The following is a 13,510-nucleotide window of genomic DNA, read 5'->3' as shown; positions in this document are numbered from 1 at the left end:
CCATTTCCGTCAGCAGCGGGATGCGGCGTTCGGGCAGGCCTTGCACCGTGATGACAAGGTGACCCACCTCGGCCCCGGCTGCCAATGGGGCCTTCAAAGGGCCAGTATAGCTGACCTCGGCCTTGACCCCGTCCTGAACCAGCGCGGGCACCAGCATTGACACATCTTGCGCGGCCACAAGGCCGATGGTCTTGGTTGCCCCCAGCCAGACATCCGCCTCGGCCAGCCGTGTGCCGGCTTTGACAACGGTTTTCAGAACGAATTGGCGAAAGGCCCAGTTCATCATGCGGTCGGCCTCTTCGGCGCGCTCTTTTTCAGATGTCAGCCCGGTGATGACAAAAATCACCCGGCGATCCCCCTGCTTGGCCGAGCCGACAAGCCCATAGCCCGCCTCGGTCGTATGGCCGGTTTTCAGCCCATCGGCCCCGCCCCCAAGTTTAAGCAACGGGTTGCGGTTGTGGCGGTTCGCGGCGGCACGGTCTGCATAGTTGAATTCGGTTTCCGAAAAGATGGGGTAATATTCTGGAAATTCCTCGATCAGGCGGCGGGCAAGAATGCCAAGATCGCGCATTGACATGCGTTGCATCGGGTCGGGCCAACCCGAGGCATTGGCAAACTGGGAATTTGTCATCCCCAGTGCCACCGCACGTTCTGTCATTTGCCGCGCAAATGCTTCTTCGGTACCGGCAAGCCCCTCGGCAACCACCACGCAGGCATCATTGCCCGAATTGATGATGATTTCGTGCAGAAGGTCGCGCGCCGTCGGGCGGTCACGCTCATTCAGGAACATGGTAGACCCGCCCATTTCCTTGGCGCGGGTCGAGACATTGAATTCGGTATCCATCGTCACGCGCCCATCGCGCAACGCCTCGAACAGCATGTTCAAGGTCATGAGTTTGGACATGGAGGCAGGGGGCAGCGGCGTATCGGCGTTTTTATCCATCAAAACGGTCTGGGTCGCCATATCATAGACCCAAGCCGCCGATGCCCGCGTTTCAAAGGCCTGTGCCTGGCCAATGAATGGCAAGAGAACAAGCAGGCATAAAAAACGTTTGAACAACATCGAAGGCTTCTTCAGATTACGTCTTTGGCTGGTGGTGTGTTGTCATCCGCGACAAGAAATAGGCATCGGTAAAGCCAAGCCCCTTGACCTTGGTCAGGGTGGCGCTGCGGGCATTGGCGGGTGCAGGGCCAGCCGTAACCCGCCAAAAGGCCTTGCCCTGGCTGCTGTCTTTGAACACGGTTGCCGGGATGCCGGCCTTGGTCAGGGTGCCAGCGGCGCGGTTGGCATTTGCCTCGACGCTGAAGATGCCGATCTGGATCAGGTCTTTGCCAGCAACCGCCGCCGGTTTCGCAGCAAGATTACCTGTGGGATTACCTGTGGCGTTTACCGCGCGCGGGGCGGCGCTTGCTTGTGGGCGGTGGCATGGGGGCGGGGTAGCGGCCTTGTCCAACGCGGCGCTTGCGGTTGCGACCGGGTCGAAGCGCCGTGGTCATGACTGCCTCGTTCGCATCAAGGATCGGGCGCGCGGCATTCGGGGTTTCGGCCTGTACTTCCTCGCGCCGCAGCGCAGTGACATTGATCTTGGTCGGGCGGCCAGCCCTAGTATTAGCCTCGAAGCGGCCGCCGCATCAGATGAAATCTGCAAGGTCGGGCCGGGGTTGTTGCGTTCACGCCGAAATAACGCGCCGATCACAAATTTGCCATTTGTGGGGTTGCGCAGGATAACCCGCTCGGGGTCCTGGGCATCGGGCGATGCGACCCAAACACCACCAAGCGAGGGGCGACCATCCCACAATGCGTCATCGCTGACCTGAAAGACCTGCGGTGCCTCGACATCGCGGTCAATCAAACGGGTTGATGTTTCACTGGAAACGCGCTGCTCGGATGTGGCAGGATTATCCTTTGTCGAAAACGGGTTGGATGTGCTTTGGCACGCCGAAAGCCCCAAAAATGCAGTTGTTGCCAAAAGAAGAATTCTCAAGCGTTGCCCGTGCCATTGTCTGCCCTTGTTGCCGCGCGAATTGATACGCCGCGCTTTCCCTTTGCCGCCAGTTTGACGGCACTCTGCCTCTCAAGCGGAAGATCGCTCTTTCGCATCATATCGCGACGGCCGCCCGGTGGGAAGTGCCCGGCCTTTATTCGGCAAAAATTGGCACTCCTGCGTCCTGGCCAGGCCCGCAAAGCCGATGCAAATTGTCAAAACCCGGCAGCGCTTTCTTTTCGGCACAAATATCCCGGGGGGTCCGGCGCTGGCCCCCCGGCTTTCGGTTCCCTCTGGGGGGCCGCGGCCATGGGCAGAGCGCTTTACATCACCCTTTGCGCTGGCCATCCACGATCTGGCGCATTCCCTCCAGCGGCACATAGCCACGCACCAAAGTCTGGTCTATTACAAAGGTTGGCGTGCCGTTGATATCAAGGCGCTGTGCCAAAGCCCGATTGGCCTCGATCACGCTTGTGACCTCTGGTGCATTCATTCGCTCGGTCACTGCCGCCATGTCCTTGATCCCGATCTCTGCTGCAAGGGCTGCAACTGCTTTCTCTGCCACATCAACCTTCATCCCCATCAAAGCATCATGCGCGGTTTCATAGGTTTGGGCCCCCTCTATCTGCAACACGGCCACGGCAAAACGCGACGCCAATTCAGACTGCGGTCCCAGAATCTGGAAATTCCTTGACAATAAAGCGGATATTGCCATCCGATTGATCAATCCCGCCACATCTTCAAACGCCTTTTTGCAATAGCCACAGCGGTAATCCATGAATTCAACAACCGAATATCGCCATCCGGGTTTCCACCGACCCAGCTTGCCGGGTCATTCAGAATCTGACCGCGTTGGATTGCAGCAGGGCGATATCGCTGGCAGCGGCATCGTCCGTCCGGCGATCCTCCAGCACGCTGATCGCCTCCATCAAGACCTCGGGGTTTTCCAGATATAGGCCCGCACTTCGGCGCGAAAATCCGCCCGCTCGGCATCTGAAAGTTTGCTTTGCGCAAAGGCTGGGCTGGCGATTGCCAGGACAAGGGCGGTTGTGGCGATAAGGTTCTTCATGCATCTGCTCCATTGTCACGGGCTGCGTGACCTGTGTGGTTGATCTTTTCCCCCTCATGCCCGATTGCAGGGGGCAGGGCAACCCATTTGCCCGTGACCGCCCCCGTGACAGCCAAGGATAAGGCGGGCCCCTGCAGCAGGTGGTCGCCGGGTTTGGGGTTTTGCGGCTTGTCCGTGGGGGTTTGGTTGGGCTGCCAAGGGGGCGCCTTTCGGGGCAACGCGTGGCCCCGGCGTGGATTGCAAAAAGCCAGTGCCAGACTGAAACCATGCCAGACCGAAACCATGCCAGACTGAATATAGCGTGCCTTTTGCTTGGCGTCTGGGGGCTTGGCCTATGCGCCAGAGCGGCGCAGTATCGGGCGGCCTGGTGGTTTTGTGCATCAAAGACCAGTTGCAGGCTGTCGGGCGTTGCATGACGGGGCGATTGGCAAGAAAAGTCACGGCAAAAAGGGATTTATGCCTCTGGCCTGTCCCCATGTTTTCAAATGCCTGCGGCCCCCCTATAGTGATTTCAAAACGGGTAGCGGGTTTCACAAGCAGACTGGGCGGTATGATTATGGTGCAAGGCAGGTCGGGCAATCAACGGTTTAATATTGTCGCGGTGGGGCAATCCGGTCGGTTGCAATATGAGGCGGTGCCGCTTGCAGCCAGCCTGCGCGCCACCAACCCCGACTTTCAGGGCCGCTTGGATATCGCCGTGCCGCAAAACGGGCCACTCTGGCGGGAGGACCCAGTGATCCACGATGCAGCCATCCTTGGCCTGCTGGCGGCGTTCGGGGCCGAGATCTTGCCGTTTGAGTTAAGGATCTTTGGGTCCGATTACCCCTATGGCAACAAGATAGAGTGTCTTTCAGCCCTGCCGGATGAGCCGTTTTTATTTGTCGATACCGACACGGTGTTCATCGGCCCGCTGTCCGACGTGGGGTTTGATTTCGCGCGGCCCTCGGCTTCGATGAAGCGTGAAGGCACTTGGCCTGTGCTGGAGCTATATGGCCCCGGCTATACCCAGATCTGGAAATCGCTTTATGATCGTTTCGCTCTGGATTTTGCCAGCAGCCTTGATACCAGCCAACCCGATGAATACTGGAAGCGCTACCTGTATTTCAACGCGGGTTGGTTTTTTCATGCCAGCCCGCAGGCGTTCGGGCAGCGGTTTGCCGAATATGCGCGCGTGATCCGTGATGATGCGCCGCGTGAATTGGTCTGTCAGCCGTTGACCCCCTGGCTTGATCAGGTGGCGCTGCCCTTGGTGATCCATAGTTTTGGCGGCGGGCGTCCGGGTGCTGCGCTGGCGGGGCTTGATGGCGATGTGACCTGCCATTGGCGCCTGATGCCGCTGTTTTATGCCCGCGAAAGTGACCGCGCGGTGGCGGTGGTGGAACAGGTTCTGGCCCCGCAAGCGGTGAAAAAAGTGTTGAAAGACTATCTGCCATTCAAAAAGATGGTCTATCAGGGCAAGGGCCACGCGGTGCGCGCGATGTTTGACCGCAATGATTTACCGCGCAAAGAGCAGATGATCCGCAACCAGATCAAACGCCAAGGGCTATGGGTGCGCTAAGCGCCCGCGCCATCAACCCGCCGTCTTCACGGATCGGTGGCAGGGCAGACACAGAAAACACGCCATGCGCCAAGGCGCAAACCCCTACCCATCGCTCTCCATTTCGTTGGCCTGCTCTTGGGCAATGGCCAGAAACGCGCTGACGAGTTTGCCGCCACGGCGTTCGCGCAGGCAGATCAGGGTTTCGTCCATCATCATCTGGGCCTCGTCTTCCAGCGGGATGCGCCGCAGCCGGGGGTCATCGCCGAATTCGGCAGCCGATACAAACCCGACCCCGGCCCCCGAGGCGACAATCTCGCGCACAGCTTCGCGGCCCTCTGCGGTGATGGCGGGGGCAAAGGCAAAGCCCTTTGCTGCGGCGGCCTCTTCGAATTTCTTGCGGGTCTTGGACCCGGCCTCGCGCATCACCAAAGGCAGGCCGGACAGGTCCGAGAAGCTGATCGTGCTGCGCTTGGCAAGTGGATGGCCACACGCAACAAAGGCGGAAATGGGGCTGGAGTTGAGGGCGACGGTTTCGAAATCGCGGGACGGTGGCAGCTCACCTAGAATACCGATATCGGCCTCATAGCTGAACAGGCTTTCGGTCACGGTTGCGGTGTTGCCCTGGCTGATCGTTACCCCGACTCCGGGGTATTTTTCACGAAACCGGGCAAGAATTTTCAGCACATGCAGCGCGCTATCGGCCATGATGTGCAATGTTCCGGTGCGGGTGGCGCGGCTTTCGGTCAATAGTCCCTCGCCTGATCTTCGCTATCGAACAGGCGCCGCGTGATTTCCAGAAGCTTCTCGCCAGCCGGGGTTATCTCGACCTGTTTTTTATGGCGGTTGAACAAAAGAATGTCATAATCTTCCTCCAGCTTGCGCACCTGATCGGAAATTGCGGGCTGGGTGAGGAAAAGTTCTTTCGCCGCGCGCGAAAAGCCGCCACAGATGGCGACGTAGTGAAAGGCGCGAAGCTGGACGTAGCGCATGTTGTATCGTCCTTTCGTATAAATTCCGGCTATACGTTGGTAGAAACTAACGATTTGCTCTATGCTGTACAAGCGTGCAGTTTGCGCTATTGTCCTGTGCGGGTTTTTGGTTTTTGGTTGCGGATTGGCTGGCTTGGTGGCGGGGTGCTGTATGTGGCTTTTGCGGGCTGCGGGCTGCAGAACGGGGCGGCGGAAATGAGGACGGCGAATGTTACCAGTTGCTTTTATGATTTATCTTGCCGGGGCGGTGATGCTGCTGCTTTGGGCCGTGCGTATGGTGCGAACCGGGGTTGAGCGGGCGCATGGCACGCGGCTGAAGGCTGCGTTGCGCGGGGCCAAGGGGGGCACGGCGCAGATGGCGCTGGTGGGGATGATCCTGGCGGTTGTGCTGCAAAGTTCGACGGCGGTGGGGATTTTGGCGGCGGGGTTTGTGACCTCTGGCATCTTGACGGTCAGCACCGGGATCGCGGCGCTGCTGGGGGCTGATCTTGGCTCGGCGCTGGTGGTCAAGATATTGTCTTTCGATCTGTCCGGTTTGATCCCGCTGTTGCTGTTGGTCGGCGCCACAATGTTCTTGAAGTTTGAGGGCCGCAATATCCGGCAAACCGGGCGGATTGTGCTTGGCGTTGCCTTTATCTTGCTGTCGTTGCAGATGGTTGGGCAGGCGACCGAGCCGCTGCGCGACAGCGCCTTGATGCCGGGGCTGATGGGCTATTTGCGCGGTGACCCGTTGACGGCGTTTCTGGTGGCGGCGGTAATTGCCTGGGTGGTGCATTCCTCGGTGGCGACGGTGCTGCTGTTTGTCACCTTTGCCAGCGGTGGCATGCTGCCGCTGGAGGTGGCCTTGCCGATGGTGCTGGGGGCCAATCTGGGCGGCGGGATTATCGCGGTCTGGCTGACGCGCGGGATGGAGATCGAGGCGCGGCGCATCCCGGTTGGCAACCTGATCTTTCGCGGGGTGGCGGCGGCGCTGATGCTGGTTGTGGTGCAGGTGGTTGACCTGCCGGTCGCCTATCTGGGCGCGAGTGAGGCGGTGCAGCTGGTGAACTTTCACCTTGGCTTCAATCTGGTGCTGGTGGTGCTGGCCTTGCCCTTTGTCCGTCCGATGGCGCGATTGGCGGCGATACTGCTGCCCGACCCGGCTGCGGCCCGCGCCGATGTGATCGAGCCGATCGCCAGCATGCTGGACCGCGCGTCGGTCAAAACCCCCGCCGTCGCCCTTGCCAGCGCCAAGCGCGAGCTGTTGCGCATGGGCGAGACGGTGGCCCTGATGTACCATCCGGTGATGGAATTGCTGGATGGCGGCGCTGCGGAAAAGATTGCCCGCGTGCGCGCCCTCGACAGTCTGGTGAACCGCAAACATACCGAAATCAAGCTGTTTATCGCCGAGGTGAACCGGGGGGCGCTGACCGGGGCCGAGGCCCGGCTGGGCACTGAACTGACCGATTTCTCCATCAATCTGGAGCATATCGGCAATATCATCGCGCGCAGCCTGATGGGCCTGGCCGAGACGCGGGCGCGCAAGAACCTGCGGTTTTCGCCAGAGGGCTGGGCCGAGATGTGCAACCTGCACAGCCGCGTCGGGGCCAATTTGCAGCTTGCGCTGAACGTGCTGATTTCGGGCGATGTTGCCAGCGCGCGCCAGTTGGTCAAGGAAAAAGAGGCCATGCGCAAGCTGGAGCGCGAAAGCCATGACCGGCATCTGGAACGGCTGCGCAACGCCCATAGCGACAGTATCGACACTTCGGACATTCATCTTGAAACCGTGCGGGCGTTCAAGGAAATCAATTCGCTGTTGGTCACGGTGGCCTATCCGATCCTGACCGAAAGCGGGCATCTGCTGGAAAGCCGTTTGGCGCAGCCAGGGTAAGGGGGGCCGGGCTTGGGGGGGATGGGGCAGGGGTGCGGGCTTATCATCGTCAAATCTTATATTGGATACGAAATAACGATTTTACATATATTGTTTGGCGTGAAAGATCTGTGTGGCATACCGCCTTCTTTTTCCCGCCCATACTGCGCCAGATTTCCCTTTCCTGCACTTCCAAAGATGAGGCCCCAGCATGTCGTCCCTTCTTTCCCCCCGGCTGAATGATGCTTTTCCTGACCCGGCAAAAGGCGAGCCGTTCTTGTTGACCCCCGGCCCGCTGACCACCGCGCTGTCGGTGAAAGAGGCGATGTTGCGCGATTGGGGGTCTTGGGATGGTGTCGTTCGCGCCATGACGCAATCGGTCTGCGACCAGTTGCTTGCGCTGGCCGGTGCTACGGGTGCCGATAGGGATTTGCTACGGGTTCCGATGGGGTTCTGCTACGGGTGCCGATAGGGGTTCTGCTACGGGTTCCGATGCGGGTTCCGATACGGGGGGCGCGGTTTGTTTGTGTGCCGTTGCAAGGGTCGGGCAGCTATTGCGTTGAGGCCATGCTGGGCACTTTTTCGTGCCGCGTGATGGCAAGGTTCTGGTGCTGGCCAATGGGGCCTACGGGTTGCGGGCGGCGGAAACCATGCGCTATCTGGGCCGCGCCTATACGCTGATTGACAAGGGTGATTATATGCCGCCGCGCGGCGCGGAAGTGGCGGCGGCACTGGCCGCAGACCCTGCGATCACCCATGTGATCATCTGCCATTGCGAAACCTCGTCCGGGATCTTAAATCCGGTCGAGGAAATTTCCGAGGCGACCTATGCCGCGGGGCGCAAGCTGTTGATCGACAGCATGTCGGCCTTTGGCGCGGTTGATCTGGATGTAAGCCGCCTTCGCTATGAGGCGATGGTCAGTTCCGCCAATAAATGTATCGAAGGCGTGCCGGGTTTTGGTTTTGTGATTGCCCGGCGGGCCGAGCTGGCGGCCTGCCGCGGCAATTCACATTCGCTTGTGCTTGATCTTTACGCGCAATGGGTGAATTTCGAGAAATCGGGCCAGTGGCGCTATACCCCGCCGACCCATGTCGTCGCCGCCTTTCTGGAGGCGCTGCGCCTGCATGCGGCGGGAAGGCGGGGTGGCCGGGCGCGGGGCGCGCTATTGCAAGAACCGTGATGTGATGGTGGCGGGGACTGCGGGTGCCTCGGGTTTGAAACCTTGCTGAATGATTGCTGGCTGTCGCCGATCATCGTGACCTTCTTTTGCCCGGCCGACCCCAAATTTGTCTTTGCCGCGTTTTATGACCGGATGAAGGACAAGGGGTTCATCATTTATCCCGGCAAGCTGACGCTCGTCGACAGTTTCCGCATCGGCTGCATTGGGCTGGATGGATGATGCGGTTGACGACCAGGGTGGTCAAGGCCGCGGCCGACACCCTGGCCGAGATGGGCGTTGCCTCGGCGGCCCCGCCCGCTGCCGCCCTTGCAGAACGCGCCAGATTGGCGGCCTGAATGTTAATGAGATAAGGACTGACCATGACCCGCAACGCCCGCCCGGTGGCGATGGACAGGTTGTTGGGGTTGGTAAAAGACGGGATCACCGAATGCGCCAAACGGTCGGCCCCCGTCTCGCGCATCCGCTGCAAGGTCGGCATCAGGCCCTTGGCAATCGCCTGGGTCAGATACTCGGGTTCACAGCCATCCAGGCAAATCGCAATCGCGGTCACTTTGGGCCAGGGATAGCTGCGGTCATTCACAATGACGGGCGGGCGTTGGGTCATGGTCAGTCCTTATCTCATTAACATTCAGGCCGCCAATCTGGCGCGTTCTGCAAGGGCGGCAGCGGGCGGGGCCGCCGAGGCAACGCCCATCTCGGCCAGGGTGTCGGCCGCGGCCTTGACCACCCTGGTCATGACCGCATCATCCATCCGGCCAATGCAGCCGATGCGGAAACTGTCGACAACCGTCAGCTTGCCGGGATAAATGATGAACCCCTTGTCCTTCATCCGGTCATAAAACGCGGCAAAGACAAATTTGGGGTCGGCCGGGCAAAAGAAGGTCACGATGATCGGCGACAGCCAGCGATCTTTCAGCAAGGTTTCAAACCCAAGCCCGCGCATCCCCGCCACCATCACATCACGGTTCTTGCAATAGCGCGCCCCGCGCCCGGCCACCCCGCCTTCCGCCGCATGCAGGCGCAGCGCCTCCAGAAAGGCGGCGACGACATGGGTCGGCGGGGTATAGCGCCACTGGCCCGATTTCTCGAAATTCACCCATTGCGCGTAAAGATCAAGCACAAGCGAATGCGAATTGCCGCGGCAGGCCGCCAGCTCGGCCCGCCGGGCAATCACAAAACCAAAACCCGGCACGCCTTCGATACATTTATTGGCGGAACTGACCATCGCCTCATAGCGAAGGCGGCTTACATCCAGATCAACCGCGCCAAAGGCCGACATGCTGTCGATCAACAGCTTGCGCCCCGCGGCATAGGTCGCCTCGGAAATTTCCTCGACCGGATTCAAGATCCCGGACGAGGTTTCGCAATGGCAGATGATCACATGGGTGATCGCAGGGTCTGCGGCCAGTGCCGCCGCCACTTCCGCGCCGCGCGGCGGCATATAATCACCCTTGTCAATCAGCGTATAGGCGCGGCCCAGATAGCGCATGGTTTCCGCCGCCCGCAACCCGTAGGCCCCATTGGCCAGCACCAGAACCTTGCCATCACGCGGCACGAAAGTGCCCAGCATCGCCTCAACGCAATAGCTGCCCGACCCTTGCAACGGCACACAAACAAACGCGCCCCCCGTATCGGAACCCGCATCGGAACCCGTATCGGAACCCGTAGCAGAATCCCTATCGGCACCCGTAGCACCGGCCAGCGCAAGCAACTGGTCGCAGACCGATTGCGTCATGGCGCGAAAATCACCATCCCAAGACCCCCAATCGCGCAACATCGCCTCTTTCACCGACAGCGCGGTGGTCAGCGGGCCGGGGGTCAACAAGAACGGCTCGCCTTTTGCCGGGTCAGGAAAAGCATCATTCAGCCGGGGGGAAAGAGGGGACGACATGCTGGGGCCTCATCTTTGGAAGTGCAGGAAAGGGAAATCTGGCGCAGTATCAGCAGGAAAAAGCAGGCGGTATGCCACACAGATCTTTCACGCCAAACAATATATGTAAAATCGTTATTTCGTATCCATATATAAGATTTGACGATGATAAGCCCGGCACCCCTGCCCCATCCCCCCCAAGCCCGGCCCCCCTTACCCTGGCTGCGCCAAACGGCTTTCCAGCAGATGCCCGCTTTCGGTCAGGATCGGATAGGCCACCGTGACCAACAGCGAATTGATTTCCTTGAACGCCCGCACGGTTTCAAGATGAATGTCCGAAGTGTCGATACTGTCGCTATGGGCGTTGCGCAGCCGTTCCAGATGCCGGTCATGGCTTTCGCGCTCCAGCTTGCGCATGGCCTCTTTTTCCTTGACCAACTGGCGCGCGCTGGCAACATCGCCCGAAATCAGCACGTTCAGCGCAAGCTGCAAATTGGCCCCGACGCGGCTGTGCAGGTTGCACATCTCGGCCCAGCCCTCTGGCGAAAACCGCAGGTTCTTGCGCGCCCGCGTCTCGGCCAGGCCCATCAGGCTGCGCGCGATGATATTGCCGATATGCTCCAGATTGATGGAGAAATCGGTCAGTTCAGTGCCCAGCCGGGCCTCGGCCCCGGTCAGCGCCCCCCGGTTCACCTCGGCGATAAACAGCTTGATTTCGGTATGTTTGCGGTTCACCAGACTGTCGAGGGCGCGCACGCGGGCAATCTTTTCCGCAGCGCCGCCATCCAGCAATTCCATCACCGGATGGTACATCAGGGCCACCGTCTCGCCCATGCGCAACAGCTCGCGCTTGGCGCTGGCAAGGGCGACGGCGGGGGTTTTGACCGACGCGCGGTCCAGCATGCTGGCGATCGGCTCGATCACATCGGCGCGGGCCGCAGCCGGGTCGGGCAGCAGTATCGCCGCCAATCGCGCCATCGGACGGACAAAGGGCAAGGCCAGCACCACCAGCACCAGATTGAAGCCAAGGTGAAAGTTCACCAGCTGCACCGCCTCACTCGCGCCCAGATAGGCGACCGGCAGGTCAACCACCTGCACCACAACCAGCATCAGCGCCGCCGCCACCCCGCGAAAGATCAGGTTGCCAACCGGGATGCGCCGCGCCTCGATCTCCATCCCGCGCGTCAGCCAGACCGCGATAATCCCGCCGCCCAGATTGGCCCCCAGCACCATCGGCAAGGCCACCTCCAGCGGCAGCATGCCACCGCTGGCAAAGGTGACAAACAGCAGCACCGTCGCCACCGAGGAATGCACCACCCAGGCAATTACCGCCGCCACCAGAAACGCCGTCAACGGGTCACCGCGCAAATAGCCCATCAGCCCCGGCATCAAGGCGCTGTCGCGCAGCGGCTCGGTCGCCTGCCCAACCATCTGCAACGACAGCAAGATAAAGGCAACGCCAAGCACAATCCGCCCGGTTTGCCGGATATTGCGGCCCTCAAACTTCAAGAACATTGTGGCGCCGACCAACAGCAACAGCGGGATCAAACCGGACAGATCGAAAGACAATATCTTGACCACCAGCGCCGAGCCAAGATCAGCCCCCAGCAGCGCCGCGATCCCGGTGCTGACCGTCAAGATGCCAGAGGTCACAAACCCCGCCGCCAAAATCCCCACCGCCGTCGAACTTTGCAGCACAACCGCCAGGATCATCCCCACCAGCGCCATCTGCGCCGTGCCCCCCTTGGCCCCGCGCAACGCAGCCTTCAGCCGCGTGCCATGCGCCCGCTCAACCCCGGTTCGCACCATACGCACGGCCCAAAGCAGCAGCATCACCGCCCCGGCAAGATGAATCATAAAAGCAACTGGTAACATTCGCCGTCCTCATTTCCGCCGCCCCGTTCTGCAGCCCGCAGCCCGCAAAAGCCACATACAGCACCCCGCCACCAAGCCAGCCAATCCGCAACCAAAAACCAAAAACCCGCACAGGACAATAGCGCAAACTGCACGCTTGTACAGCATAGAGCAAATCGTTAGTTTCTACCAACGTATAGCCGGAATTTATACGAAAGGACGATACAACATGCGCTACGTCCAGCTTCGCGCCTTTCACTACGTCGCCATCTGTGGCGGCTTTTCGCGCGCGGCGAAAGAACTTTTCCTCACCCAGCCCGCAATTTCCGATCAGGTGCGCAAGCTGGAGGAAGATTATGACATTCTTTTGTTCAACCGCCATAAAAAACAGGTCGAGATAACCCCGGCTGGCGAGAAGCTTCTGGAAATCACGCGGCGCCTGTTCGATAGCGAAGATCAGGCGCAGGAACTATTGACCGAAAGCCGCGCCACCCGCACCGGAACATTGCACATCATGGCCGATAGCGCGCTGCATGTGCTGAAAATTCTTGCCCGGTTTCGTGAAAAATACCCCGGAGTCGGGGTAACGATCAGCCAGGGCAACACCGCAACCGTGACCGAAAGCCTGTTCAGCTATGAGGCCGATATCGGTATTCTAGGTGAGCTGCCACCGTCCCGCGATTTCGAAACCGTCGCCCTCAACTCCAGCCCCATTTCCGCCTTTGTTGCGTGTGGCCATCCACTTGCCAAGCGCAGCACGATCAGCTTCTCGGACCTGTCCGGCCTGCCTTTGGTGATGCGCGAGGCCGGGTCCAAGACCCGCAAGAAATTCGAAGAGGCCGCCGCGGCAAAGGGCTTTGCCTTTGCCCCCGCCATCACCGCAGAGGGCCGCGAAGCTGTGCGCGAGATTGTCGCCTCGGGGGCCGGGGTCGGGTTTGTATCGGCTGCCGAATTCGGCGATGACCCCCGGCTGCGGCGCATCCCGCTGGAAGACGAGGCCCAGATGATGATGGACGAAACCCTGATCTGCCTGCGCGAACGCCGTGGCGGCAAACTCGTCAGCGCGTTTCTGGCCATTGCCCAAGAGCAGGCCAACGAAATGGAGAGCGATGGGTAGGGGTTTGCGCCTTGGCGCATGGCGTGTTTTCTGTGTCTGCCCTGCCACCGATCCGT

The 13,510-nt window shown here is 60.3% G+C and carries 15 protein-coding genes; 5 read left to right on the top strand and 10 right to left on the bottom strand.

Features of this window, described 5'->3' with window-relative positions; all coding sequences use genetic code 11:
* The 5 genes from VDP61_RS17780 to VDP61_RS17760 all read right to left on the bottom strand — a co-directional run.
* Positions 1-1,063, bottom strand: a 1,063-nt coding sequence (locus tag VDP61_RS17780) for a D-alanyl-D-alanine carboxypeptidase family protein (RefSeq protein WP_323008193.1), incomplete at its 3' end; no start/stop codon positions are given.
* A gap of 16 nt (positions 1,064-1,079) precedes the next feature.
* Positions 1,080-1,454 carry an SPOR domain-containing protein gene (locus VDP61_RS17775; RefSeq protein ID WP_323008192.1) on the bottom strand — a complete coding sequence of 125 codons (375 nt, stop codon included), beginning with the start codon at positions 1,452-1,454 and terminating at the stop codon, positions 1,080-1,082.
* Positions 1,455-1,493: 39 nt separating this feature from the next.
* The gene (locus VDP61_RS17770; protein ID WP_323008191.1) at positions 1,494-1,985 is read right to left on the bottom strand and encodes a hypothetical protein; all 492 of its coding nucleotides are present in this window, start codon (positions 1,983-1,985) and stop codon (positions 1,494-1,496) included.
* A 328-nt stretch (positions 1,986-2,313) separates the two neighbouring features.
* On the bottom strand, positions 2,314-2,808 hold the full coding sequence (locus tag VDP61_RS17765; RefSeq protein WP_323008202.1) for a DsbA family protein: 495 nt from the start codon (positions 2,806-2,808) through the stop codon (positions 2,314-2,316).
* Between the two features lie 105 nt (positions 2,809-2,913).
* On the bottom strand, positions 2,914-3,054 hold the full coding sequence (locus tag VDP61_RS17760) for a hypothetical protein (RefSeq protein WP_323008190.1): 141 nt from the start codon (positions 3,052-3,054) through the stop codon (positions 2,914-2,916).
* 556 nt (positions 3,055-3,610) lie between these two features.
* On the opposite strand from VDP61_RS17760, the gene VDP61_RS17755 reads away from it, so the two are divergent.
* A complete protein-coding gene (locus VDP61_RS17755; RefSeq protein WP_323008201.1) occupies positions 3,611-4,612 on the top strand; it encodes a hypothetical protein in 1,002 nt (333 codons plus the stop codon).
* Between the two features lie 84 nt (positions 4,613-4,696).
* Here VDP61_RS17755 and VDP61_RS17750 read toward each other — a convergent pair whose 3' ends face one another.
* A complete protein-coding gene (locus VDP61_RS17750; protein ID WP_323008189.1) occupies positions 4,697-5,341 on the bottom strand; it encodes a LysR substrate-binding domain-containing protein in 645 nt (214 codons plus the stop codon).
* Positions 5,338-5,583, bottom strand: a complete 246-nt coding sequence (locus VDP61_RS17745; RefSeq protein WP_323008188.1) for a LysR family transcriptional regulator — start codon at positions 5,581-5,583, stop codon at positions 5,338-5,340. The genes VDP61_RS17750 and VDP61_RS17745 overlap by 4 nt, the downstream gene beginning before the upstream one ends.
* Before the next feature lie 208 nt (positions 5,584-5,791).
* On the opposite strand from VDP61_RS17745, the gene VDP61_RS17740 reads away from it, so the two are divergent.
* The 3 genes from VDP61_RS17740 (at position 5,792) to VDP61_RS17730 (ending at position 8,613) form a co-directional block, all read left to right on the top strand.
* Positions 5,792-7,453: a Na/Pi cotransporter family protein gene (locus VDP61_RS17740; protein ID WP_323008187.1), complete on the top strand. Its 1,662-nt coding sequence runs from the start codon at positions 5,792-5,794 to the stop codon at positions 7,451-7,453.
* Positions 7,454-7,643: 190 nt separating this feature from the next.
* Positions 7,644-7,904, top strand: a complete 261-nt coding sequence (locus VDP61_RS17735) for a hypothetical protein (RefSeq protein WP_323008186.1) — start codon at positions 7,644-7,646, stop codon at positions 7,902-7,904.
* 112 nt (positions 7,905-8,016) lie between these two features.
* Positions 8,017-8,613, top strand: a complete 597-nt coding sequence (locus tag VDP61_RS17730) for an aminotransferase class V-fold PLP-dependent enzyme (RefSeq protein ID WP_323008185.1) — start codon at positions 8,017-8,019, stop codon at positions 8,611-8,613.
* A 151-nt stretch (positions 8,614-8,764) separates the two neighbouring features.
* Here VDP61_RS17730 and VDP61_RS17725 read toward each other — a convergent pair whose 3' ends face one another.
* The 3 genes from VDP61_RS17725 to VDP61_RS17715 all read right to left on the bottom strand — a co-directional run bounded on the left by VDP61_RS17725 (position 8,765) and on the right by VDP61_RS17715 (position 12,358).
* Complete coding sequence (locus VDP61_RS17725; RefSeq protein WP_323008184.1) at positions 8,765-9,217, bottom strand: alkaline phosphatase family protein; 453 nt, start codon at positions 9,215-9,217, stop codon at positions 8,765-8,767.
* A 24-nt stretch (positions 9,218-9,241) separates the two neighbouring features.
* A complete protein-coding gene (locus VDP61_RS17720) occupies positions 9,242-10,504 on the bottom strand; it encodes a 2-aminoethylphosphonate--pyruvate transaminase (RefSeq protein WP_323008183.1) in 1,263 nt (420 codons plus the stop codon).
* 192 nt (positions 10,505-10,696) lie between these two features.
* Positions 10,697-12,358 carry a Na/Pi cotransporter family protein gene (locus tag VDP61_RS17715; RefSeq protein WP_323008182.1) on the bottom strand — a complete coding sequence of 554 codons (1,662 nt, stop codon included), beginning with the start codon at positions 12,356-12,358 and terminating at the stop codon, positions 10,697-10,699.
* 208 nt (positions 12,359-12,566) lie between these two features.
* On the opposite strand from VDP61_RS17715, the gene VDP61_RS17710 reads away from it, so the two are divergent.
* Positions 12,567-13,454, top strand: a complete 888-nt coding sequence (locus tag VDP61_RS17710; protein ID WP_323008181.1) for a LysR substrate-binding domain-containing protein — start codon at positions 12,567-12,569, stop codon at positions 13,452-13,454.
* The last annotated feature ends 56 nt before the right edge of the window (positions 13,455-13,510 follow it).

Source organism: Pseudorhodobacter sp. (assembly GCF_034675685.1).
In the GTDB taxonomy this organism is placed as follows: Bacteria; Pseudomonadota; Alphaproteobacteria; order Rhodobacterales; family Rhodobacteraceae; genus Pseudorhodobacter.
This window is presented reverse-complemented; position numbering and strand designations above follow the sequence as displayed.

What these genes read in the sequence shown, in the direction of transcription:
- VDP61_RS17725 (WP_323008184.1), bottom strand. Translation starts at nt 9,217, where the DNA reads ATGACCCAACGCCCGCCCGTCATTGTGAATGACCGCAGCTATCCCTGG.
- VDP61_RS17740 (WP_323008187.1), top strand. Translation starts at nt 5,792, where the DNA reads ATGTTACCAGTTGCTTTTATGATTTATCTTGCCGGGGCGGTGATGCTG.
- VDP61_RS17720 (WP_323008183.1), bottom strand. Translation starts at nt 10,504, where the DNA reads ATGTCGTCCCCTCTTTCCCCCCGGCTGAATGATGCTTTTCCTGACCCG.
- VDP61_RS17755 (WP_323008201.1), top strand. Translation starts at nt 3,611, where the DNA reads ATGGTGCAAGGCAGGTCGGGCAATCAACGGTTTAATATTGTCGCGGTG.
- VDP61_RS17735 (WP_323008186.1), top strand. Translation starts at nt 7,644, where the DNA reads ATGTCGTCCCTTCTTTCCCCCCGGCTGAATGATGCTTTTCCTGACCCG.
- VDP61_RS17745 (WP_323008188.1), bottom strand. Translation starts at nt 5,583, where the DNA reads ATGCGCTACGTCCAGCTTCGCGCCTTTCACTACGTCGCCATCTGTGGC.
- VDP61_RS17715 (WP_323008182.1), bottom strand. Translation starts at nt 12,358, where the DNA reads ATGTTACCAGTTGCTTTTATGATTCATCTTGCCGGGGCGGTGATGCTG.
- VDP61_RS17760 (WP_323008190.1), bottom strand. Translation starts at nt 3,054, where the DNA reads ATGAAGAACCTTATCGCCACAACCGCCCTTGTCCTGGCAATCGCCAGC.
- VDP61_RS17710 (WP_323008181.1), top strand. Translation starts at nt 12,567, where the DNA reads ATGCGCTACGTCCAGCTTCGCGCCTTTCACTACGTCGCCATCTGTGGC.